The 23,085-nt window shown below is 48.4% G+C and carries 23 protein-coding genes; 14 read left to right on the top strand and 9 right to left on the bottom strand.

The annotated features are described in order from the left end of the window. Positions 1–35: 35 nt before the first annotated feature. Both HGH92_RS27630 and HGH92_RS27625 read right to left on the bottom strand, forming a co-directional pair. On the bottom strand, positions 36–1,454 hold the full coding sequence (locus HGH92_RS27630; protein ID WP_168874047.1) for an adenosine deaminase: 1,419 nt from the start codon (positions 1,452–1,454) through the stop codon (positions 36–38). A gap of 298 nt (positions 1,455–1,752) precedes the next feature. Continuing rightward, positions 1,753–2,487, bottom strand: coding sequence for a DUF3667 domain-containing protein (locus HGH92_RS27625; RefSeq protein ID WP_168874046.1), 735 nt, complete (start codon positions 2,485–2,487; stop codon positions 1,753–1,755). Between the two features lie 87 nt (positions 2,488–2,574). Here HGH92_RS27625 and HGH92_RS27620 point away from each other — a divergent pair, with 87 nt between their 5' ends. After that, the gene (locus HGH92_RS27620) at positions 2,575–3,330 is read left to right on the top strand and encodes a response regulator transcription factor (RefSeq protein WP_168874045.1); all 756 of its coding nucleotides are present in this window, start codon (positions 2,575–2,577) and stop codon (positions 3,328–3,330) included. Here the strand turns inward: HGH92_RS27620 and HGH92_RS27615 are convergent. After that, on the bottom strand, positions 3,323–3,979 hold the full coding sequence (locus HGH92_RS27615; protein ID WP_168874044.1) for an Imm19 family immunity protein: 657 nt from the start codon (positions 3,977–3,979) through the stop codon (positions 3,323–3,325). The two genes, HGH92_RS27620 and HGH92_RS27615, sit on opposite strands and share 8 nt — an antisense overlap. 264 nt (positions 3,980–4,243) lie before the next feature. Next, positions 4,244–5,671, bottom strand: a complete 1,428-nt coding sequence (locus HGH92_RS27610; protein ID WP_168874043.1) for a T9SS type A sorting domain-containing protein — start codon at positions 5,669–5,671, stop codon at positions 4,244–4,246. 351 nt (positions 5,672–6,022) lie between these two features. Between HGH92_RS27610 and HGH92_RS27605 the strand changes: the two genes are divergently transcribed. From HGH92_RS27605 to HGH92_RS27590, 4 genes are all read left to right on the top strand, one after another. Next, positions 6,023–8,161: a S9 family peptidase gene (locus tag HGH92_RS27605; RefSeq protein ID WP_168874042.1), complete on the top strand. Its 2,139-nt coding sequence runs from the start codon at positions 6,023–6,025 to the stop codon at positions 8,159–8,161. Between the two features lie 51 nt (positions 8,162–8,212). Then, complete coding sequence (locus HGH92_RS27600; protein WP_168874041.1) at positions 8,213–10,333, top strand: sigma 54-interacting transcriptional regulator; 2,121 nt, start codon at positions 8,213–8,215, stop codon at positions 10,331–10,333. Between the two features lie 159 nt (positions 10,334–10,492). Further along, positions 10,493–11,248 (top strand): SDR family oxidoreductase, encoded by a 756-nt coding sequence (locus tag HGH92_RS27595; RefSeq protein ID WP_168874040.1) that lies wholly within the window; start codon positions 10,493–10,495, stop codon positions 11,246–11,248. A gap of 39 nt (positions 11,249–11,287) precedes the next feature. Further along, a complete protein-coding gene (locus HGH92_RS27590; RefSeq protein ID WP_168874039.1) occupies positions 11,288–11,470 on the top strand; it encodes a hypothetical protein in 183 nt (60 codons plus the stop codon). A gap of 158 nt (positions 11,471–11,628) precedes the next feature. Here the strand turns inward: HGH92_RS27590 and HGH92_RS27585 are convergent, their stop codons facing one another. Beyond that, positions 11,629–12,105, bottom strand: coding sequence for a hypothetical protein (locus HGH92_RS27585; RefSeq protein WP_211092758.1), 477 nt, complete (start codon positions 12,103–12,105; stop codon positions 11,629–11,631). Positions 12,106–12,121: 16 nt separating this feature from the next. Beyond that, positions 12,122–12,583: a hypothetical protein gene (locus HGH92_RS27580; protein ID WP_168874037.1), complete on the bottom strand. Its 462-nt coding sequence runs from the start codon at positions 12,581–12,583 to the stop codon at positions 12,122–12,124. 166 nt (positions 12,584–12,749) lie between these two features. Between HGH92_RS27580 and HGH92_RS27575 the strand changes: the two genes are divergently transcribed. Continuing rightward, entirely contained in the window at positions 12,750–13,889 is a 1,140-nt protein-coding gene (locus HGH92_RS27575) for a glycoside hydrolase family 43 protein (RefSeq protein ID WP_168874036.1), read from the top strand. 243 nt (positions 13,890–14,132) lie between these two features. After that, positions 14,133–14,570: a hypothetical protein gene (locus tag HGH92_RS27570; RefSeq protein WP_168874035.1), complete on the top strand. Its 438-nt coding sequence runs from the start codon at positions 14,133–14,135 to the stop codon at positions 14,568–14,570. A 63-nt stretch (positions 14,571–14,633) separates the two neighbouring features. Here the strand turns inward: HGH92_RS27570 and HGH92_RS27565 are convergent, their stop codons facing one another. Then, positions 14,634–15,137, bottom strand: a complete 504-nt coding sequence (locus HGH92_RS27565; RefSeq protein WP_168874034.1) for a transposase — start codon at positions 15,135–15,137, stop codon at positions 14,634–14,636. A gap of 152 nt (positions 15,138–15,289) precedes the next feature. Here HGH92_RS27565 and HGH92_RS27560 point away from each other — a divergent pair, with 152 nt between their 5' ends. Then, entirely contained in the window at positions 15,290–15,985 is a 696-nt protein-coding gene (locus HGH92_RS27560; protein WP_168874033.1) for a MarR family winged helix-turn-helix transcriptional regulator, read from the top strand. On the opposite strand, the gene HGH92_RS27555 is transcribed toward HGH92_RS27560, so the two are convergent. Then, entirely contained in the window at positions 15,972–17,429 is a 1,458-nt protein-coding gene (locus HGH92_RS27555) for a S41 family peptidase (RefSeq protein ID WP_168874032.1), read from the bottom strand. The genes HGH92_RS27560 and HGH92_RS27555 overlap by 14 nt on opposite strands. Before the next feature lie 170 nt (positions 17,430–17,599). Here HGH92_RS27555 and HGH92_RS27550 point away from each other — a divergent pair, with 170 nt between their 5' ends. From HGH92_RS27550 to HGH92_RS27525, 6 genes are all read left to right on the top strand, one after another. Next, the gene (locus HGH92_RS27550) at positions 17,600–19,318 is read left to right on the top strand and encodes a peptide MFS transporter (RefSeq protein ID WP_168874031.1); all 1,719 of its coding nucleotides are present in this window, start codon (positions 17,600–17,602) and stop codon (positions 19,316–19,318) included. 49 nt (positions 19,319–19,367) lie between these two features. Continuing rightward, positions 19,368–19,832, top strand: coding sequence for a GreA/GreB family elongation factor (locus tag HGH92_RS27545; RefSeq protein ID WP_168874030.1), 465 nt, complete (start codon positions 19,368–19,370; stop codon positions 19,830–19,832). A 15-nt stretch (positions 19,833–19,847) separates the two neighbouring features. Beyond that, complete coding sequence (locus tag HGH92_RS27540; RefSeq protein WP_168874029.1) at positions 19,848–20,147, top strand: DUF6597 domain-containing transcriptional factor; 300 nt, start codon at positions 19,848–19,850, stop codon at positions 20,145–20,147. Next, on the top strand, positions 20,114–20,761 hold the full coding sequence (locus HGH92_RS27535) for a DUF2461 domain-containing protein (RefSeq protein ID WP_168874028.1): 648 nt from the start codon (positions 20,114–20,116) through the stop codon (positions 20,759–20,761). The genes HGH92_RS27540 and HGH92_RS27535 overlap by 34 nt, the downstream gene beginning before the upstream one ends. 51 nt (positions 20,762–20,812) lie before the next feature. After that, complete coding sequence (locus tag HGH92_RS27530) at positions 20,813–21,718, top strand: helix-turn-helix domain-containing protein (protein WP_168874027.1); 906 nt, start codon at positions 20,813–20,815, stop codon at positions 21,716–21,718. A gap of 75 nt (positions 21,719–21,793) precedes the next feature. Beyond that, the gene (locus HGH92_RS27525) at positions 21,794–22,630 is read left to right on the top strand and encodes an SDR family NAD(P)-dependent oxidoreductase (RefSeq protein ID WP_168874026.1); all 837 of its coding nucleotides are present in this window, start codon (positions 21,794–21,796) and stop codon (positions 22,628–22,630) included. 37 nt (positions 22,631–22,667) lie between these two features. Here the strand turns inward: HGH92_RS27525 and HGH92_RS27520 are convergent, their stop codons facing one another. Further along, the gene (locus HGH92_RS27520; protein WP_168874025.1) at positions 22,668–23,009 is read right to left on the bottom strand and encodes a hypothetical protein; all 342 of its coding nucleotides are present in this window, start codon (positions 23,007–23,009) and stop codon (positions 22,668–22,670) included. Positions 23,010–23,085 lie beyond the last annotated feature (76 nt).

Here is a 23,085-nt window from a genome sequence, read left to right as displayed (position 1 = left end):
TCATTACGAACATGAGGAGTAAGACAAAGTAGCTGTTATTTCTTTATGAGCCGGTGAGTGCGGAGTACCTGTTCTTCAAACCTTGCCAGCGCAGCGTCCAGACGTTGCTGCTGTTGATTTTTAACCGCTGCGGGCCGTATAAAACTGTACTGAATACTGTTTCTGATCATCTGTTTAATATCCGCATAACGCAACGAAGGATAGCGGGCAGCCAACAATACGTACTGCCGGGTAAGGTCTGTGCGGAGCACGCCGGCATCATCGGTACTGATAACCACAGGTACCTGGCGGGCATGGTACAGCAGAACGGGGTGCTGCTCATCCTTGATCTTCAAAATAAATTCATTGCTGCTGAGATTGATTTCCACCGGAATTTTTCTCCGGGCCATGGTGTCGAGCAACGCATTGCAGGCTGTTTCATAGGCAACAGACACACCGTGGCCAATTCTCCTGGCGCCGGCGGTCATCACGGCATCCGTAATATGTGTACGCAGTTGCTCCGGCCTTACCATTCCCATGGCCAGCTCGCCGGCGTGCAGTGAATATGGCACACCGGGATAGAGACGGGACAATTGGGCAAACATCAACATATGAAGACGATAATCTCTCATAGACACCTCTCCGTCTTCAGGTTTCAGCAGGTTCACTCCCACCACCAGCGAGCCCCGGTCCACTGCCTCAAAAGCCAGCAGCAGCCGCCGGTATACGTCCAACGGGGCATCCGACCTGGACGCTGCCAGATGATAACGCAACATAAACGTTGAATCATCTACGTTAGCCTGATAATGCAACCGTTCCAACCGATGCAGGAAGTTGTCCACCGCTCCGCTAACACCACGCTCCAGCAGTGTGGCACGGGCCTTATCCAGTATCTCAAATACCGCCAGGCTGTCTTTCAGCGAGGCAGCGGTCAGTATTTTTTCCCAACCGGTATTTTCCGGCAGCCTGATCGCCGTGTCCAGTTGTCCCACCTGCGTTTCTATATACTGCACATGTTCGCTGACAGCTCTTTCTTTCAGCTCCCTCAGGCCATGGGCCATGCCGAACGACGCTATGAACGACATTTTCGTGAACGTGGCAAAAAAATGTTCATCGGATGGACGCAGCGATTCCTCATAATCCTTTACAGAAGCCATCCGCAGAAACGCCTGTTTAAGCGAATCAAAACGCGCATTGCGGGGCAGTTCCCCGAAACGCTTCCATGGTGCCAGATGCTCCGTTCCCGGCGTGTCTACTTCCGCCGTGGCAGTGTTAATCCAGCCGTTACTGTCCGAGAGTATCTGCCAATACGTTTCCCCATAAACAGATCCTGAAAAATGATGATGGAGATCGCCCCCTTTCGGCATGGCGGAGAAGAATACCGTCAGCAAAAGCGGGTCATGGCGTATCTGCTCAAAATAATCGCTGACCCGGCGGGAGGTGTCTTTTTCTTCAGGCGTAGGGGTTAACGCCATCAGGCCGGCCAGTATGACCGTTACAGCAATTGTTGTTATGATTCGTTTCGATATTATTCGAATACTACCTCCAGATGCTTTTATAATGCACCCTGCAACATCAGCCATACCAGTATTAGTCCGCGACATGAGAACAGGAGGGTTTACCATATAAGGTTTTAATGCAATGGAAAATACGTAATTCCACGCAATTAAGAACAATCCCCCAATTGTATTCACTACCCAAGATCCCTTCAATGCCGCGATCGAGGCAGGGCTATCAAACTATGGTCAAAGGTAACCGGATTGACGGGCATTACTACGCGTGCATCATTTTCGCCAGCACATCGACCATCGTGCCAACGAAGACAACTACCAGGTAAAAGGAGAACATACCGAGCATATAGGCCACAAAAGCCAGTAAATAGCCAAGCGGCTTTTTGCCGGCAAAAAACTGGCCGATGGCCCAGGCACAGTAAATGAATGGCAGGATACTGCCTGCCATCATCAGGCTGACGTGCAGTACTCCCTGCGCCAGCGCGAACACGGCCATGATCAGCATACCCGTTCCCATGGTAAAACAGAGCAGGACCACTATCTCAAAGAAATTATAATGGTACTTTCTGAATATCAGCTTCAGCCACAAGGCAATGAATAGGCCTATTATGATATTGGCATAGCCGTAATGATGCTCCACCCACCGGAAAATACCGATAGTGGCTGATGTCGCTGTGCTGCCGATTTCTTTTTCAATATGAAAGAAGTGGGCTATGGTAGAGTACACCAAAGATGTGATGATGATATAGACAACGGGCTTCACCAGCTTGTCCCGCTTCTTCGTAAGATACTCCCTGACATTACGGCCAGGCCTGAGCAGCAATTCCTTAATGGTATATAACAGTCCTTTTTCCACGTGCAACAGGTGCTGGACCTCATGCAACACATAGTGGCTATCGATACGTTTTAATACGGCAGGTTGCCCGCAATGGCCACAGAATTTTTCATTAACAGGGGTTTCACAGTTGGTACAGGTTGATGTCGACAGCTCACTCATGAAAAAAAATCTTTACATCAAAAATCAAAACAAAAATATTATGAATGCCTACACTTTAGTGTAAATTTGTCTTGTTCAGTTATACACATGAAAAACAACCTATACTCCGGTCTGCTGACAAAAAACAAGCTGGGCAATACTCCCGGCGCCGATCAACCAAAAGATTACCTCGAAGTCGCGAAAGCATTTGCACGACTGACGTATCAAAGCCTTTACGTGATCGACTATACGGACATGTCTTTCGACTATGTCTCGGACAACCCGCTGTTTTTATGCGGCTATTCCGCAGCAGAAGTACTTCAGGCAGGATATGACTTTTACTTTAAGCATGTTCCGCCGGAAGACCTGCAATTGCTGACCACCCTCAATGAAGCAGGATTTAACTTCTACCGGCAGCTCCCGGCGGAGGAACGGCTGTTGTACAGCATCACCTACGACTTTCACCTGATTGACCGGAACGGCAAGCAGGAATTAATCAATCATAAGCTGACGCCTCTTTTCCTTAACAGCGAAGGGAAAATATGGAAGGCCCTGTGTATTGTCTCCATTTCACACCACCAGACAGCGGGCAACGTCCGCATCTATAAACAAGGGTCGGATGAAGTATGGGACCTGGGGTTAACGAACAACACCTGGCGGAAGTCAGACAAACCAACACTGACGGAAAGAGAAACGGAGGTATTACGATTGCATGCGCAGGGGTTAACCATCAGCGAAATCGCCCAACGGCTGCATGTGGTGCCCGATACCGTCAAATACTACCGCCGGCGCATCTTCGAGCGGCTGAACGTTGACAACATGACAGAAGCGCTGTCCTACGCCATTAACAGCAAAATCATCTGACGGCGGAATAGATCACTTCATTGACCTTTACCAGGCTTGCAGCGTCATTATTACGGTTCCTTTCCGAGTGGTTCCGGCTGGTCACCAGCCCGATACCCGTTTTGTATTCAAATACATTGCTTTCCTCGTCCGGGAAAATAAGGTGGCGCGTCAGAAAGTTTGTGAGCATACGCCGCTGTTCATCTTGCAGGTCCAGCGCGGTAGCTTTCAGGTGTTCGCCGATAGCTGCGGCTATGGCAGATTGCTCTGATTCCTTTCCAACCGCCAGCGGCAGCAGCAGCCAAAACAACAATGAAGGGTCAGTCCTGTCATTATTTACAATAGCCTGCAATTCCTCCCAACTCAACAGGGAAAGGTGAAAATGCCCGCCGGTATTACCTAAGTAAGTATCGTTTAAAAAATAAACGGTTTCATGGGGATGAAACTCCGCGTAAAATGTGACCGTCTCATTGAGGCGGTGCATGTAGGTATATCCTTTCCAGTCGCCTTCTGCCGGACCTGTCAATTCATCCAGCCACTCCCCTGCCGGCATTTCGAAGATTTCCGGTAAATAGTCCGTCAACGTCATCTCCAACTCATCATCGGAAGCAAAGGGGAATTGCGCTAATAAAAACAGGCAGAAATTTTTATCTGATAACTGAAGTTCCATGCTATTAAATTTATTTACAGAAGGGCAACCGGCATACTTCACCGGCCGGCCTGTAACAGCTTCCGCAGCTGATAAAAGAAACGCTCTGTCAGCAGCAGGTTACGGATCACGGTTTCGGTATTGCCTTTTAATTCCTTGTCAAAGGTAAGCGTTTTGTGAAAAGATGTATGTAGCCGGTATATTTGCGACGGGCAATGGTCTGAAAACGTAACGGCCTGCGTTCAATATTTAACTGAACACAGGCCGTGATACAATTTTGAGTGATTACAGGGAGTGAGAGATGATCACCACCTTGCTCTGTTTTTCTTTTCCGTTGGTTATCTGCAGGATATAAGTTCCTTCTTTTACGTTCTGTACGTCCATCACCGCCCTGGTAGCGCCGTGGGACAGCTTCATTCTTTTGATTTCCTTATAGTACATATCATACAGGATGATATCACTGGCGTCTTGTACTCCCGCGGTTTTCTCTATGGTGGCGGTAGTACCGGACATTTCTATATTGAGGTAGTTGTTGGCCGGATTAGGACTTGCCATGAAAGTGTTGCCACCACTGGAGCTGAGCCTGCCTGTCCTGTTTAAAGCTGTACTCCACCCACATTCGTTCTTCCATTTTACGTACATAGAGACCGATCCTGGGAAAGTAGGATTGGAAACATTGTTCATCCGCACATAAATCATACGCTTATTATTGTAATAGTCCTCTATAGTCCCTCCGATCACGTCCCATTCAATATCCAGTATTGTTCCATTGTTTGCAGGCGGTGCTACAGAAAACTCATAGCTCGCCCCTCCATTAAAGATTATACCGTTACGGGCAAACCCTGAAATAAAATCAATGGGTGGTGTACCGGTACCTACAGTTTTAGCAGTTGTATTGCTGTTACCGCATTCGCCCGAAGCAGTTACACTAATGCTGGCCTGATAAATGCCTCCAACAGACGATATTTGAACACTGTTACCACCGGCTCCTGTAGTTGTAACAGGAGGAGCCTGACCGTTAATCCTGACATTGGCATTATCTGCATTCCATGTATAGGACACAGCGTCGGGAAAGGGCGGCACAGTGAATGTCTGCGAACTATTATCACAAACAACACTAGGGCCCGTAATAGCGCCCAATGAAGGCTTAGGCCTGGCTATCCTGACCGTCTCACTGCGTGTCCTGTTACAACTGTCGTTCCGCGCACTGAGCGTTACCGTACCTTCGGCTCCACTATTAATGTCCATGGTAAACTGATTGGCGCTGACACGGGTCATAGGCCAGCCGGCATCATTGGTCACATCATAAAAGTCTCCTCTTGGAACACCGTTAATGGTAATGGTGGTGGCTCCCCGGAATGAGCAGGGAAACGACTTTGTCATGGTCGTATAGGCTATGGGGTTACCAATGGCTAATACCGTAATTACTCCGGAAGTATCATACGATGTTGTTCCATCGGCCCATGATATCCTGGTGAGGATACGAGGCTTTTTAGGCTGATCATTCGGGAACCTGATATAACAGGTAGTACCTGTCGGCTGGACATTACCATAGCCATCGATCACCGTGTAGCTCATCGTCCAATACGGCCTGGTGGTTGCATAAAAATAGGGATACTGCGTATCCGGGCATACCGTGGTCTCCCCTATCAGCTGCGCATGTGCCAGCAGGGAGAAAAAGAAAGCAAAACAAAAAAGGATCGTAGATTTCATGGCATTTCTGAGGGTTTTATTAACAATAATGATTAACGAGCCAGCGTCATTTTCATGACAGGAACAATGTGGGTAACATAATATCAGGCGTACAGGATACTACCGCACAGGTTAACGGTTATATGAGATCAGTGTTGATATTTGGATAGTTGGGCTACAGGTTTAGAGATTTAACAACTAAAAAGTTCTATGTCTAAGCTAGTCAATAAATCAAAAATGATAAAAAATTTCTGTCACTTGATATTTTTGTAGTCACCCGTTTTAGGTCAATATACGCGTACAATTCATCAATAACCGCTAACAACGGAACCTTACGATCCCTATATTTACGCGCTACACACGATAGACAATATGAAATACAGCTTATTTTGGGGAGCACTGGCCACCTGTTGCCTCTCCGGCGCCGCGCTGTTGGCACAACAACCTTATCTGCCCGATCATGCGGAAATGATGCAGCGCTACAGGAAAGTACAGTTGCTGGACAGCCTTACCCGCAAAAAGATAGTGCGGCATAACGTGGAGGCCAGCTGGTTTCCCGGAGGAGAACAGTGTTGGTATGCCGTGAACAATAACAGTCAGGACTCTACGAAAATCTATTACCTGGTCAATGCCCTCACCGGCCGTAAGGAAGTCATCAGAGACACAACCAGGATCAACCGGCTGACGGCCGGCAGCACGCCGCAGTCGCCGGTTGTGCAGCGTGCGCCCTCCCGTTGGCAGGACTTTGAAACAGATTCTGTATCCGCGGACAAACAATGGATGGCCCGTATCATTAACGGCAACGTCTATATTCAATCCACCAAAGACAGTACACTGACACAGCTCACCACCAATGGGGCTGACAGCGGGCAGGCAGCCCGCTATGAAGCGCTCGCGTGGTCGCCGGACAGCAAATATTTTGTCGGCTATCTCACCCGCCCTGTCGTAGATTCGCCGGTGTACCATATCCTGACAGACGTAGCCGGCACTACCCGCGGACAGCTGCGTTCCCAGCCCTACAAACAACCCGGCGATCCTTTTCCGGTCTATCAGCTATATGTTTTTTCCGTTGCCGGTAAAAAGGTGATCAGGGCAGATGCCGAACCGCTGGACTTCTTCGGTCCACCAGTGTTACACTGGCGGCACAACCAGCCTCGCTATTTTTTATATGAGAAAGTGGACCGGGGCCATCAGCGTTTTCGTGTCATTGAAGCAGATGCACTGACTGGCAATACCCGTACCGTACTGGACGAACAATCGCCTACTTTTATTTATGAGTCCCGTCTCTATACACATTATCTGCCGGAGACCAATGAAATGTTGTGGACCTCTGAAAAAGACGGCTGGCGGCACATCTACCTCGTCAACACACTCACCGGCGCTATTAAAAGGCAGGTCACCCGGGGCGAATGGGTGGTACGCGGCATCGATAGTGTAGACACTAAAAAACGGGAGATATGGTTCCGCGCCGGTGGCATGGAGCAGGCAGAAGACCCTTACTTCGTTCATTATTATCGTATAGGCATAGACGATGGCAGGCTGACAAAACTGACGCCCGCGGCAGGAAATCACCAGGTGTATTTTTCTCCCGACAGGAAATACTATATCGATAAATATTCCCAGGTAAATGTTCCGCCGGTGAATGAACTGCGCCGTACCGCCGACGGAAAGCTCATCACTGTGCTCGAACGAGCCGACGTCAGTAGCTGGCAGGCCACCGGCGTACCTTTCCCGGAGCCGTTTCATGCCAAAGGCAGGGACGGCAAAACAGACATCTGGGGTATAATGTGCCGGCCTACAGACTATGACAGCACACGGTTGTACCCTGTTATCGAGAACATATACGCCGGGCCGCACGACGCTTTTGTGCCTAAAAGCTTTATGAGTTACTACATCGACATGCAGCGCCTGGCCGACCTGGGCTTTATCGTTGTACAAATAGACGGCATGGGCACCGCCAACCGTTCCAAGGCGTTTCATGACGTATGCTGGAAAAACCTCGCCGATGCTGGTTTCCCCGACCGTATCCGCTGGATCAAAGCCCTCGCTGAAAAATACCCTTTTGTGGACACCTCCAGAGTGGGACTGTACGGCACTTCCGCCGGCGGCCAAAATGCGCTCGGCGGCCTGCTCCATCATCCGGAATTTTACAAGGCGGCAGTGTCTTCCTGTGGCTGCCATGACAACCGCGTGGATAAACAGTGGTGGAATGAGCAATGGATGGGCTACCCTGTTGGCAAACATTACGAAGAACAGTCCAACGTTACCAATGCCGGTAAACTGAAAGGCGATCTTCTGCTGATAGTGGGAGAAGCAGATACCAACGTACCGCCGGAATCCACCTACCGCGTGATCAACGCGCTCATCAAAAGCAACAAGACCTTTGACTTCCTTCCCATACCCGGCATGGGACACAGCGATGGCGGCCCTTATGGCCGGAGCAGGCGCAATGACTTCTTTGTGCAGCACCTGTTGAAAGTTACGCCGCCGGACAGGAATACTAACGAGTAAGTATAACTGCCAGCTTATTCACTATATTTAGGCCTGACTTAACGCGACTTCATGAAAAGAGACAAACCTCAGGTGCCTCAGCTGCCTGTTCTCTCCCAGGCAGTGCTCGAACAGGAAAGAAAGATGTTGCTTGATCTGGGTAATGATATCACCAGGGTCAGAGATAAAAACGATCTGCTGTTCCTTTTCTCCAGGCGACTCAAACGTTATTTTTATTTCACCCATACCATCATCACGCTTATTGATGAAAAGGCCGGAACTTATACTCCTTTTCTGCTGGACAATGAATCCTCTCCCATCCGGAAACATCCCATGTACCCGGAATTAATACAGGCCCACTTCCGCCTGAATGAGCCCTTTATACAGGCTATATTACAGGCCGAAGGCCCTGTCTCATTTCTGTTGGAAGACATCATGGACCAACCGGGAAGCCCTGTTTTTCTAAAGGTCAATTATGAAAAAGGGGTAAGAGAAATCCTCATGACCAAAATCATGATGGGAGACAAGCCCATGGGCTTTATTCATATGTACACCGACAAACCGGGGAGCTTCACCCATGAGTTCAAAAGTGTTATCAATGGTATTGTTCCCCAGTTATCGGGTGCGGTGTCCAATATCATCAAAAATGAAGAGATCCACAAAACGGAGAGGGAAAAGTCTTTTCTGCTGGATTTCAGCAATGAGATCGCGCTCGTAAGGTCCCAGACAGACCTGCAGGCCGCCATCTTCAAAGTGCTGGATAAGACCATGGGCACCAAACTGGCTATGATCAGGCTGATTGACGATGATAATATCCATTTGTCTACGTTCATGTGTGATCCGACGTTATTTGGCGGCACTAAAGCCACATTTGACCAGATGTCGAATAGGAAGATTACTATAGAAGAACCCTATACGTCAAAGGTATTGGCCAGCAGAGAAGGACTGATATTCAATGTAGCAGAAGAAATCAACAGTGGTAATGACTATGCTAAATTATGGGCTACTACCGGCTTAAAAAACATGTACAGCTTTCCCCTGCGGGTGGGTGACCGAAATATTGGCACTATCTGGTTATTGGCCAATAAGCTTAGTAAACTATTGCTGAAAGGTATCTGCGCGCAGATATCCATCGCCATCGCCAATATACAGGCCAATGAAAAACTGTTGGCCTACAAAAAACAGCTCGAAGACGAAAACGATTATCTGAAAGAACAGATCAGGACTTTCTATAATTTTTCTGAAATCGTGGGCAACGGAGCTGCCATGCAGGAGGTCTACCGCCTGGTGTCGCTTGTGGCCACATCCGGCACCACAGTGCTGGTACTGGGTGAAACCGGCACCGGCAAAGAGCTGATTGCCCGTGCAATTCATAACGCCTCCACGCGTAGGGACAAACTGATGGTGAAAGTCAACTGCGCCGCGCTGCCCGCCAATCTGATAGAAAGCGAGTTGTTCGGACATGAACGGGGCGCCTTTACCGGGGCTACAGACAGGCATATCGGCAAGTTTGAACTGGCCAACCATAGCACATTGTTTCTTGACGAGATCGGGGAACTGCCACTGGAAGCGCAGGCTAAGTTATTGCGCGTTATCCAGGAGCGGGAGCTGGAAAGGGTCGGCGGTAAACAAACCATCAAAGTGGATGTCCGGCTGATTGCCGCCACCAACCGCCACCTTGAAGAGGCTGTCCGGAAAGGTCAGTTCCGGGAGGACCTCTACTACCGGTTGAATGTGTTTCCTGTCACGCTGCCGCCCTTGCGCGACCGGCCCGAAGACATTGCACCGCTTGCCAATTTTTTCGTTCAAAAATATGCACGCAATGCCGGCCGGAAAATCAGTCAGATTGCCCCCGGGGCCATACAACAATTAAACAGTTACAGCTGGCCCGGTAATGTGCGGGAGCTGGAGCACCTGATAGAACGCAGCGTGCTGCTATCACCCGATGGCATATTGAAGGATATTGACATCCCCCGGAAAAGCATGGCAGTACAACAAAATCCGGCTTATCCCACGAACCGCTCGCTGGAAGAGATGGAACGCAGCTATATCATCGAAGTGCTGAAACGCTGCGGCGGCAAGATTTCCGGCGTCGGGGGCGCTGCGGAGGTCTTACAGGTCCCGGGTAACACGCTGCATTCCAAAATAAAAAAGCTGGGCATCACGAAGGCTGATTATTTCGCCCGTAACTGACGTAGCGGCCGTCTCACTAAATATCGTGAACAATATCGTGCTTTCACGAAATACAGGGAAAAAAGAATGGTCTGAAATCCTGCACAAAACTGATTATCAACGTTTTGTACTTATGGCATTTAACTGGACTTCCTGACTGCAAACGAAAAACATCAACTTATGAAAATTGTAGTCATCGGAGGCTCAGGCCTCATCGGGAGCAAAGTAGTCGCCAAACTTAATCAGGCAGGCCACGAGGTCATCGCCGCTTCACCGGCAACAGGCATTAATACCATTACCGGAGAGGGACTGGACCAGGCATTGGCAGGTACGGATGTTGTGGTGGACCTGGCCAACTCCCCTTCTTTTGAAGACAACGCAGTGATGGCGTTCTTTCGCACCGCCGGCAACAACCTGCTGCCAGCAGAAATCAAAGCAGGTGTAAAACACCATCTGGCGCTTTCCATCGTAGGCGTAGACCTCATGCAGGATAGCGGCTATATGCGCGCTAAAAAGGTACAGGAAGACCTGATCAAACAATCCGGCGTGCCATATACCGTTATCCGCAGTACGCAGTTCTTTGAGTTCATTGGCGGTATTGCGAACCAGGCCACAGAGGGCAACGTAGTTCATATCTCTGATCTGCAGTTTCAGCCTATTGCAGCAGAAGACGTGGCTACTTTTGTGGCAGAAGCTGCGCTGGCAGCGCCCGTCAACGGCATTCAGGAAATTGCGGGGCCCGGCCGCTTCACCATGCCGGAACTGATTACCCGTTACCTCAAAGCAGGCAACGATCCCCGTAAAGTCGAGCCCAACCAAAACCTGCAATACTATGGGGCCAGGATCAGCTATGCGGCATTGGTGCCGGCCGGCCAGGCGAAATTAGGCGCCATCGATTTTGAAAACTGGTTGAGCAGCCAGCTGGCCAACGCCTGACACTCATCACGACATGTTTCACCTCTAAACTGAACAGTCATGCATTTCACTTTTCTGCATCCGTTCAAACTAAAGTTACACGACGATCATTCGCTGGTACCGCTTCATACAGCCCCGCACAATACCGGCGAAGGCGGTGAATTTCTGGATGACGCCCTGCGCATGGAAGACCTCTTCCTGGCGGCGGATGACAATAGTACTGCCCAAATGAACAACGCCTGACAAGCTTCCCCGGGGCCGCTCCTGATACGGAGCGGCCTTTATAGTCCGCCCGGACCAGCACCAGCGCTTTCAATCCGGTTTTGGTAAAGAAAGTACCCCACGACGGACGGTGATAAATCGCTTGTCACGGATTTCAGGAAGTATCATGTTGTTTCTTTTCACTGCGAAGACGACGGCAGCAACGCCATGATGGGCCCCAGTATCCCTTCTTCAAATTCCGCCACCATAATAGCGGAAGCTTTTCCTCCGCCAAAAGTGGGACTGATCTTATAGTTTTTTACCAGCTGCCGCTTTTTGATCCCTATCGCATAGTGCCAGTCGCCGGATTCCGAACTGGTAATGATTGCCATTTCGTCCAGCTTCATAAGCTGTTTTTTCCCGAATGGCGGGTTCTCCCTATATACAGCATTGGTAGCTTTGTCAAACTCATAGCGGACATTATACCGGAAGAAATAATCTATCAAACCTTGAATAACGAGGTAGATAATCAGGGCGCTGCACAGTACTATGGGCGTATCTCCCAGCCTGGAGTAAAAGACGGCCAGGAAAAGGCCCGCCACGGTAGCGATGATCACGTACCATTTCAGGCTGGATGCCAACCGGCGGTTAGGCTGCAAGGAAATCATGCCAGGCATTATCCTTACATTTAACTCATTTTGAAGACTCATGCGCACCAATTATTTCCTCAATATCATTTAAAACATTCTGCATGGCCCTTTTGGTGATACCCTGCGCCAGCGAAGCTGATTTTTCCTTTCCATCCTTCAGGAAATATACATTCAGGGTGGTATTGGTGGTAATGAAATTCCTTCTGATGGAATACAACTCAAAATGCTGAATATCCTCAATAGGTATGGTATAGGCCGGTCTTAACAGGGCCATTTTCACGTTGATCACTTTTCTGTCCATGTCGATTACCAGCGACTTGGTGAAGGCGCTTAATATAAACATCACCGCTGCGGCCAGGAACAGCCACATCACAGCAGCAGATTTGACATGAAAGCCAAAATAGGCAAAGCCCAGCGTCAGCGTGATGACTATAATACTAAATCCGTATTGGGGCTTCATTTTGTACACATTACCTTCTCTGGTAAATCCTTTGGGTTGTTCCATTTTTTAATATTCGGGTTATATAATCAGATTTTTCAATTCATCCGGGCTATGGGCGCTACAGCACTGTAAAAAGTACAGCCGTACCCGTTGGGCGGGCGCAATTTACATAAAATCGCTTTCATTTCTGATTTTCAGCGGTTATATTTGTCTACCTGACATGTACGCCATGAACAAAGTAAAAAATTCCACGATTGTCCTGCTGTTAACCAGCCTTTTCCAATACACCGGAACATTTGCGCAGTCGGGGGGCTCCTTCCGGAATCCGCTGCCGGTAAAGTTTGGCGATCCTTACGTGTTACAAACGAAAGCGAGCACCTACTATATGTACGGCACCGGAGGTGTGGCCAAAAATGGATTTGCCGCTTATTCGTCCACCGACCTTGTGCATTGGAAAGACGAGGGACAGGTGTTTCATGCAGGCAACCGCAACGGCTGGAGCGATTCCACTGCCGCCTGGAATGGCGCCTATTGGGCGCCTGAAGTATATGAACATCAGGGGCGGTTTTATTTGTTCTATAGCGCGCAATGGAAAAACAATCCTGGCAAAGAACTGGAAAATTTTCGTATAGGGGTGGCCGTGTCAGACAGCCCTACCGGGCCTTTCACCGACCTGTCCGACAAACCTGTTTTTGATCCGGGTTATCCGGTGATTGATGCCAATGTGTTGTTTGACCCCGGCGGTAAGATTTATCTCTATTACTCCCGCTGCTGCTACAAACATCCGGTGCAAAGCGAAGTGGCTGACTGGGCAAGAAAAAAAGGTTGGTTTGATACGATAGAAGAAAGCTGGGTATATGGTGTTGAACTTAAACCGGATTTCAGCGGGGTTATCGGAGAACCGGTATTGTTGCTTCGTCCGCCGGTGAAGATGGACGATAAACAAGCGGAATGGGAGAGCCGCTCCGTTACGTCCAAAGAAGTCAATCGCCGCTGGACAGAAGGTTCTGTCATCTTTAAAAAAGCGGACACCTACTACATGATGTATTCCGCCAATTATTTCGGTGGCAAAAACTACGCAGTGGGATATGCCACCTCCAAAAGCCCGCTCGGCCCGTTTGTCAAAGCAGCCAACAATCCTGTATTGCAGAAAAATACAGACAAAGGCGGCGTGGTGACAGGAACAGGCCACAACAGCATTACGTATTCACCTGACGGTAAGGAGATGCTCTGTGTGTATCATGCCCGGACGATGGCCACCGGTGAAGAACGGGTGGTATTTATAGACCGGATGAAAGTCTTGCCAGACGGCAGGCTGGTGGTGAAAGGACCGACCACCGGGCCTCAGCCAGTACCTAAACATAAATGAAACGAACGCACGAAGAAAGTCAAATCACCAATACATCATATATAAGGTAACATTATCTTTCCACCTGCTTCGCGGAAGTATTTTTTTTGTTTAAATTCGATATTGGTTGTCATTGGCATTCAACTATTTTTTCAATTCTCAAAGTAACCAAAGTAAAATATCTCATATAATCCTCCTCTTTAACAATACAGTTGAGATCATCTCACACTCATAACCATTTCCTAACAATTAAAATCTATCACTATGACAGGAAAAGCACAGCCCGTTGAAGCCATAGGCTCCGAGCTATCAAACGACCCTAATTGTACCATCACCATCACTCCGCAAGGTGGTATATCCTACTATCCGGATAACGTTGCAGACAATAACATCAGCGATGCGCAAAGCGCAATAGACCAGCTGACATTTTTTGATTTATGGAAACTTCCTCCTTTCCGGATCGACTACGGCTCTGTGCGGCTGGCAGTAATGGGCGCTATTGCGGGCGGTGGCCGCACCTGGCAGGTACAAATCATTGAAGGGCAGGAAGGCTTCCCGATTTCCTCTGTCCTTGTTCAGGGCAATCTGGTGACAGCTTCCACTGATGAAAGGCGGGATTATGTACAAAAAATGGCGCGCAACGCACTGAACCAAAGCCTCTCGTCCAGAAATACCATGGACATGACCGGCCCCTGCAAATAATTATAGTTGCCGTGCTGTATAAAAAGATAAGCCTTCAGGCGATGGTGCCTGAAGGCTTATCTTTTATGGGCGCAGGTTAAATAACCGGACACATAAAGGAACCAGCCCTATGGACACTGCCATAAAAATGGCCACACGAATATAGTTCAGCAGCTGCCAGCGTGCTGTTCTCGCTGCCAGGTCTTTTACCACAGCCTGTGTTTCAGCTATCTGCTGAAAATTGATAATGTTGGGCGCAAAAAATGCAAGTGTCCATACCCTGACCGCAAAGTGGATGACAAACAATACCAGCAACCAGTTTCTTGCGAAGTCAATTTTCCAGCAAAATATAATCGCCAGTATAAAGGTGACCTCATGCAGTGAATGGAATACTATCCAGAAATTTTTCAGGCTCGCCCCTCTCCCGTCCAATAATAGTTTGAAGTTGTCCGGCGGCGCCGCGGCCCATTTGGGCACAAATACCAGTGTCTCAAATATCTGCGCCCCGTTCATCAGAAAATATACCAGCGTGGTGATATACAGCCATAGTTCCGCCCTTGTAAGGTAGCTTGTCGTGATATTCATCATTTTATCGTCTTTTTAAAACGAAAGACAACTGAACAATTCAATCGTTTTCGTCCCATTTTAATTTAAAATACATCTATTTCGATACAAATATCATCATAAAATCGGTTCTGGCAAATTATTTTGCTATTTTTACCTCGAATTCGATATAAATTATGGGAGAACTCACGAAACTCATCAGTGCCTGGGAAGAATACACGCAGAAAAACGGTACTGCCTCAGCCACCGCATTTTGCATGTATTATTTAGCGCAGGAAAGCAATAATGACCTGTTCGGCGGACTGACGCCTCCTGATATAGACACCACCTTTGCGAAACTGATCGGAAGGCTGGCAAATATGCAGACGGCCTATTCCAAAATGGCGCTGCAAGAGCTGCCAGGGTTTGAGCTGGAATGGTTTTATTTTCTGAATACCATCTATCACCTGAAAGAAGTCAGGAAAACACAAGTCATACAATACAATTTCACGGAACAGACTACCGGCATCGATATACTCAACAAACTGAAAAACCTGGGATATATTGCCGAGAGAACTGACCCGGAAGACAAGCGGGCCAAGCTGGTCAGCGTCACCAAAACCGGAGAAAAAATCCTTTTCAAAGTGTACCAGCTGCTGCACAAACCCACCTTGCTGATGTACAATGACATTGATCACAAAGACAAACAAGTAGTCGTCAATATCCTGAAGGACACCGAAACCAAACACCAGGAAATACTGTCTACCGTCAAACAAAAGTCGATAGATGACCTTCTTTCAGAAACATTAGGCGAAGAAAAAATGGCGGCTATCATGCAGGAACGGGAAAAAATGTTCAGGCACTGGAATGCCAAACGCCTCAAAGAGAAATAGCAACTTCCTGTCTTGACTGCCCGGCAATCAACTCCATGGTCAATTCCATAGATTTATCCACCCCGCTGATGATATCATTTATTGTCATTTTCACGGGATAGTCTGGCATTGTTCCCCTGCCGAAATTTATTTTGGGATCTACAGCAGTAAAATATCCCTGTAAAGGGACGGTGAGCACCATTTTCGTCGGGCGCAGGTTCACGCCCGGCATAAGACCGCTATTATTCCCCTGGTATCCGCCACCTGTCTCTTCACCGACGAAAACAGCTTTTTTATGGCTGCTCAGCACACTGGCCACATCCGCACAGGACGACATACAAAAGCCGTTGATCAACACATACACCTTTCCTTTATAAGCGTAGGGAGATGGCTGCTGTACTTCAAAAAAATCAAAGTCCTTCACCGTCTTACCCTTCTGCCACAGCCAGACTGAATCTTTCAGGACAGGTTTCCTGTACCAGATGCCCGCTATCCCTTTGATTTTTTTTGCGATTTTATCCGTCACCTCAATCCGGTCCCAATACCGGTAAGGCTTATCGAAGAAAAAACCGGAAAAATAAGCGGCATTTACATCTGAGCCCCCTGTATTATACCGTAAATCAACCACCAGATTGGGAATACCTTTTTGACGCAACTCCTCAAATGTTTTGTCCATAAATTCCCTAAACTGCTGGTCCCCCCGTTTTATCGCCGAGTTAGCAAAAGAATGTATCGTCAGAACTGCGGTGTTGCCTGTCACCTCAAAAGCAAGTTGCTTCGGATAGCTGAACTCCTTCAGAAACCCGTCCTGCGCGATATCCTTCTTCATTACTGCCGGGACGGTGATTAGCACCTCGCGGTCATGTTGTTTCACAGCAAGCGAAAAAGTATCTGTCACCTCTATGACGGACCGGTACCAGGATGGAAACATATGATACAGCGCCCGGTATTTCATGGTTTGATTATAGCCGTCGGCCGGAATGGCCGGCAGCAACAACTTCAGCACTTCCGGTATGCTTTTGCCATTGATGGCCAGCAGCTCATCTCCGGGAACAATGGTTTTGTCAGTACTATAGTTCTTCACCACAAATGCCCGGTTACCATCGCAGCATAATTGTAAAGGCAACAGGTTGGGAGATTTGTCCAGCCAGCCTTTATAGTTTGCGCCGGTGATAAGATCGGTGTGCAGGCAGCCGATGCGTGCCACCATTGGTTTCAGCTTGCGGTATAGCTCCAGTTCCGTCATAGGTGCATTCACGGTAGTCTTCAGGGAGTCAAGGTATCGTTTAAATTCCGCTCTGGAATAGTAACGGTAAACTCCGGGCTGAGATGTTGCCAACGCTTCGGCTGCGTTGTCAATAACGCGAAGGCATATATCACGGGGATATCTTTTTGTGAGCGCTTTCTGGGCAAACAGCGTGTGGGCAGCCAGGATAAAAGAAAGGGACAGTAATATTTTGGGCATTCTTCTTTTCTTTCAAAAATAACCGTGGAAGGGTTAAAAAGGTGTTAAGACCGGACAAGACTGGATAAGCTGGTTAAAATGAAAGTATATTCTGCTAATTACTGCGAAGCCATATCTGTCAGGAAACAGCATATTTATATCCTGGACCACGTACTGAAAAAAATAACGCTATGCCTGAAACTTCCGGACCGGTATCTCACCCTAAAGGTCTTTATATCCTGTTTGTCACTGAAATGTGGGAGCGGTTCAACTACTACGGGATGCGTGCAGTGCTGATCCTGTTTATGACCAAGGCATTGCTGTTCAGCAAGGTATTTGCCGCCAACCTGTATGGCAGTTATACCGGCCTCATTTACCTGACGCCCCTGCTCGGCGGTTATATCGCCGACCGCTACTGGGGCAACAAACGTTCTATCATTATCGGAGGCGTTGTGATGGCCGTGGGGGAAATCATCCTCTTTGCCAGTGCTTCGCTGTTTCATAGCTACCCTTCTCTGTCGTTGCTGTTGTTTTTCTCCGGCCTGGGCTGCATGATTGCTGGTAACGGCTTTTTTAAACCGAATATTTCCTCGCTTGTAGGGCAGCTGTATCCCGACGGAGATAACAGGAAAGATACCGCCTATACCATCTTTTACATGGGCATTAATACCGGCGGGGCGCTGGGGCCTATTATCTGCGGGCTGGCAGGTGATACCGGTAATCCTGCTGATTTTAAATGGGCTTTTTTAGCCGGCGGCATCAGTATGATCATCAGTGTAGCCGTACAGGTAGTTTTCCATCACCGGTATGTGACGGCTCCCGATGGCAAGGTGCTGGGGCTTACGCCCGAACATGTACCGGTAAAACTGCTGCAGCCTGCCGCTATTATCGCCGGGCTGGTGCTTTTCGCGTTATTGATGATCGGGCTGTTATACCTGGACGCCACTGTGATCAACTATCTCTCTTACCTCATGCTGGCCGCGGTGGTGCTGATAGCAGTGATTATCTTCAGAGACAGGTCGCTCACCCATGCGGAAAAACAGCGCATCAAAGTGATTTTTATCGTTTCCTTTTTTGTGATATTCTTCTGGGCGGCGTTCGAGCAGGCCGGCGCTTCGCTGACATTTTTCACAGATGAGCAAACTGACAGGCAGTTGAACTGGCGCATCCCCATATGGTGTATTCAGCTGGTATCGGCTTTGCTGCTGTACACATTGTACGCCCTGTTCCGCAAAGCACAACAGCGGCTGTCGTCCCCGGCAGACCGGCCGTTGCGCCTGACGGTATACGGACTGCTATTGTTTTTCCTGGCGGGCATAACGGGGACGGACATATATTTATTGATAAGACAGGAAGACAGCCTTTTAATAAGAGAAATACCACCCAGCCTCTTCCTTTCTCTCGGCTCCATTTACATTGTTTTGTTTGCACCTTTCTTTGCCTGGTTATGGCCCAGGCTGGGAAAATATGAACCTTCCGCTCCCGTTAAAATGGCCATTGGCCTGTTATTACTGGCATGCGGCTATTTGTGGATCGCAGTTGGTGTAAAGGACATTGCGCCCGGCACCAAAGTGAGCATTATCTGGATCACCGGGATGTACGCCCTGCATGCGTTTGGAGAGTTCTGCCTCTCACCGATAGGCCTCTCCCTTGTCAACAGGTTATCGCCGCTTAAATTTTCTTCCTTAATGATGGCTGTCTGGTTCCTCGCTACGGCCGCTGCCAACAAATTTGCCGGCGTGCTAAGTACCCTGTACCCTGAACATGGCAGGACGGTTATTTTCCTGGGATATTCCATCCGCAATGCCTATGATTTCTTCCTGCTGTTTGTGGCCATGGGCGGCGTATCTGCGATCGTGTTACTGATGATGTCAAAATGGTTATCGGCCATGATGGCTGCCCGTAAATAAAATCTTACCTTCACCCGGTATACACAGAACATAAAATTCAGTTATTCTCATGATGATGGAAGAAAAGATCGCTCATAAACTTCTACTTAAAAACTATTGTGAGCAGATTATCCTTCAACGCATCGCCATCACGCAGCAGGCCATGGACGAGGCCCAGGCTGCCGCCAACCAGGAAGGGAAAAGTTCTGCCGGCGACAAATACGAAACAGCAAGGGCCATGAGCCACCTGGAAAAAGATATGCATGCCAGACAACTGCTGGCCCACCAGGAAAGCCTGCATACACTTCGTATGATCAATGTGCAGGTAATCTATAACGCTCCGGCTGCGGGCGCATTCATACGGTCTACCACCACCAACTTCTTTATTGGCGGCGGCCTCGGCAAACAGATCGTCAATGGGGAAACGGTCGTGTTCCTCTCTCCCGCCTCCCCGCTGGCATTGCAACTATTACATAAAAAAACAGGAGATGAATTTACCTTTAAGGGAAAAGAGAAGATCATCACCATCTATTAAACACCCACCCATCCAATGGACCGTCAGATATATGAACCGCATACCGACCTGTCGGCGCTTGTTGAATGTTATTGGACATTGGAAAGCCCCAAAGAAACAACGCCCCTGAAAAATACCATCGTTCCTGATGGCAGAATGAAAATGATCTTCCACTATGGCGATCCGTACAAACGGTACACTGACAACGGCGATAGCATCGTTCTGCCAAAATGTTTTGTCATCGGGCAACTGACACGGCCGCTGGAAGTAGCGCCTACCGGAGAAACCGGTACTTTTTTCGTATGCTTTCGAAAATATCTGTACTGCATTTCCTGAAAGACCTGGAAAAGAACAACAACCGGGAATGGTTTACTGCGCATAAAAACCGCTATACCAGCGCCCGTGAAGACTGTGCCTCATTCGTAGAGGAGCTGATAAAGGAAATGTCCGGATTCGATACCGCAATCGGTAACGTGGACGCCCAAAAATCACTTTTCAGGATATATCGCGATACCAGGTTCTCTGCTAATAAAGATCCTTACAAAACCAATTTCGGCGCCAGCATTGGCTCCGGCCATGCAGGTTACTATCTCCACATCCAGCCCGGGCAGTCCTTTCTGGCCGGCGGCATTTATATGCTTGACAATACGCAACTCAAAGAGCTCCGGAAAGAAATTTCATATAATGCTGACGCATTCAAAAAGATCATACTTGGAAAAAATTTCCGTGACCATTTCGGAAGTTTGAGTGAAGATGATAAACTCAAACGTGTTCCCTTGGGCTTTGACAAAGATGATCCCATGGCGGAATACCTGAAGCTGAAACACTTTGTGGCCACGCGCCCTGTCACTGATAAGGAGCTGCTGGAAAACGACGCCCCTAAAAAGTTTGCTGCCATATATAAATGCCTGAAACCGCTAAATGATTTTCTGAACGCTCCCTTTTTGTAAAATTTAGCTGGTTGCCAAAAAAAGTTTCATTTTTGCAGGTGATACTGATTTATGGCAAAAGCACCCGAATCGCTCGAACAGTTTTACAGGGATAAGTTTGGCAGCTTATCGGAGGACCTTCAAAAGAACATCGGACAGTTCAATGTTTTCAGAATTGAAGACAGGGTCCGTAAAGGCATTACTTCGCCCAGTTTTATCCGCCGGGACTTCTTTAAGATCATGCTTTTTCAGGGGGACAATGTGTTCCACTATGGCGACGAAAGTATTCCTGTAAGCGGGAACACCTTATTTTTTTTCAATCCGCTGGTGCCGTACACCCACGACCCTTTGCATCCTGATACCGGCGGCTATTTCTGTGTGTTCAGGGATGAATTTTTCAAGGAATACGCGCGCCTGAACGTAAGCAAATTGCCTTTGTTTACCATGGCATCGAAGCCCGTATTTGGCCTGGACGATGAAACCACGAAAGAAGTAAAAAGTATTTTTGAAAAAATGATCCGGGAGCTGGACTCGGACTACGTCTTTAAGTACGAGCTGATCAGGAGCTACGTCAGCGAACTAATTTATTTCGCGATGAAGCTCCAGCCGGCGAATAACATATATGAGCATCCTGATGCAGCCTCCCGGATCACCGCGGTGTTTACAGAACTGCTGGAACGTCAGTTCCCTATTGAGTCTGCATCGCAACGGTTTGAACTGCGCTCCCCGAAAGCCTTTGCAGAAAGGCTTTCCATTCATGTCAATTATCTCAACCGGGCCATCAGGAAAACCACAGGGCGCACCACTACCGAGCTCATCTTCGAGCGCCTTACCGCAGAAGCCAAAGCCCTGTTAAGGCATACCAACTGGAACATTGCCGAAATCAGCTACGTGCTGGGCTTCGAAGACCAGGCACACTTCAACAACTTCTTCAAAAAACAGACCTCTATGAATCCCTCCGGCTTCAGACAGGTTTGAATTTGACAAATAATGGTTTGTATCCCACAAAAACGATGGCTATCGACGCGGTAACTTTGCTCTTAAAAGAAATTTATGAGCGATACAAAAGTCTGGTACATCACCGGCGCATCCAAAGGAATGGGACTGTCCCTGGTGAAAGATCTGTTAACACAAGGCCATAGCGTAGCTGCCACCTCAAGGTCCACCACGGCACTGGAAGCATTTAAATCGTATGGCGACAGGTTTTTGCCGTTACATGTTGACCTGAAAAACGAGCAGTCAGTGGCCAGTTCACTTCAGCAAACCCTAGAAAAATTCGGCCGGCTGGACGTAGTTGTCAACAATGCCGGCTATGGATTGGGCGGCGCGCTGGAAGAACTTACCTCAGCGGAAATCGAGGAAAATTTCCAGGTCAACTTTTTCGCCGTGGTACGGGTGATACAGCAGGCGTTGCCCTACATGAGAAAACAGCGGTCAGGGCATATTATCAATATCTCTTCCATTGCGGGCTTTGCGCCGGGCATCGGATGGACCGTGTATTGCGCCGCGAAGTTTGCGGTGAGCGGTCTTAGCAACGCCCTGGTAACGGACCTGAAGCCGTTGGGAATTCATGTGACCAATGTAATGCCGGGCGCCTTCAGAACGAATTTTGCCGAGGTAGATTCTATCGCGTACCGCCAGCGTCACATAGAGGACTACGCCCATTTACGGGAGTACCATGATAAGATCAGCAACATGAGCGGCGCCCAGCCGGGCGATCCGGATAAAATGGCAGCTGTCTTCCTGAAACTGGTGGCTAGTCCCAATCCCCCCATGGACCTGTTTCTGGGCAGTGATGCATTCAATCGCGCCAGCACCAGGATTACGCAATTACAGGCACAAATGGAAAACTGGAAGGAAGATACTTTTTCAACTGATTTTACAGTCTAGCGTATTCATTGCATCTCCTCCCTGCCACAGGCCCGTCCTAATGCCAGTCATGAAAACAATAGCGGCATTGACGGGCCTGTGGCGTCCTGGCAATTTTGTGGCACTTCGGACAGAGATTTAAGGGCAACTCATGCCGGTGTTCATTCCATACACGCTTTATAATACTGTCTTTCAACGCCTGATTTCCATCTGCAATCATGGCCAGTATCCTTGGGTCGTCACTGATCCATCCTTTTTGCCGCATGATGGCAAGAATTGATTCAGACTGTGTGTTGAAACCATAACTGATGGCCTTCTTCGCGTCTAACTCATCTTCCGTCATAAATTTCTCACAGTACCGATAAATATAGTCTTCCAGTTCGGGGTATAGGGTATCCATTTATTGTTATGTAGTTGCTTTGAGTAAATGTAACGTTAGTTTTTTATTTTTGTCACCAACTAATTATAACCTATAC

The sequence above is a fragment of the Chitinophaga varians genome (genome assembly GCF_012641275.1).
In the GTDB taxonomy this organism is placed as follows: domain Bacteria; phylum Bacteroidota; class Bacteroidia; order Chitinophagales; family Chitinophagaceae; genus Chitinophaga; species Chitinophaga varians_A.
Note: the sequence above shows the minus strand (reverse complement) of the source record. Positions and strands in the feature narration are given on the sequence as shown.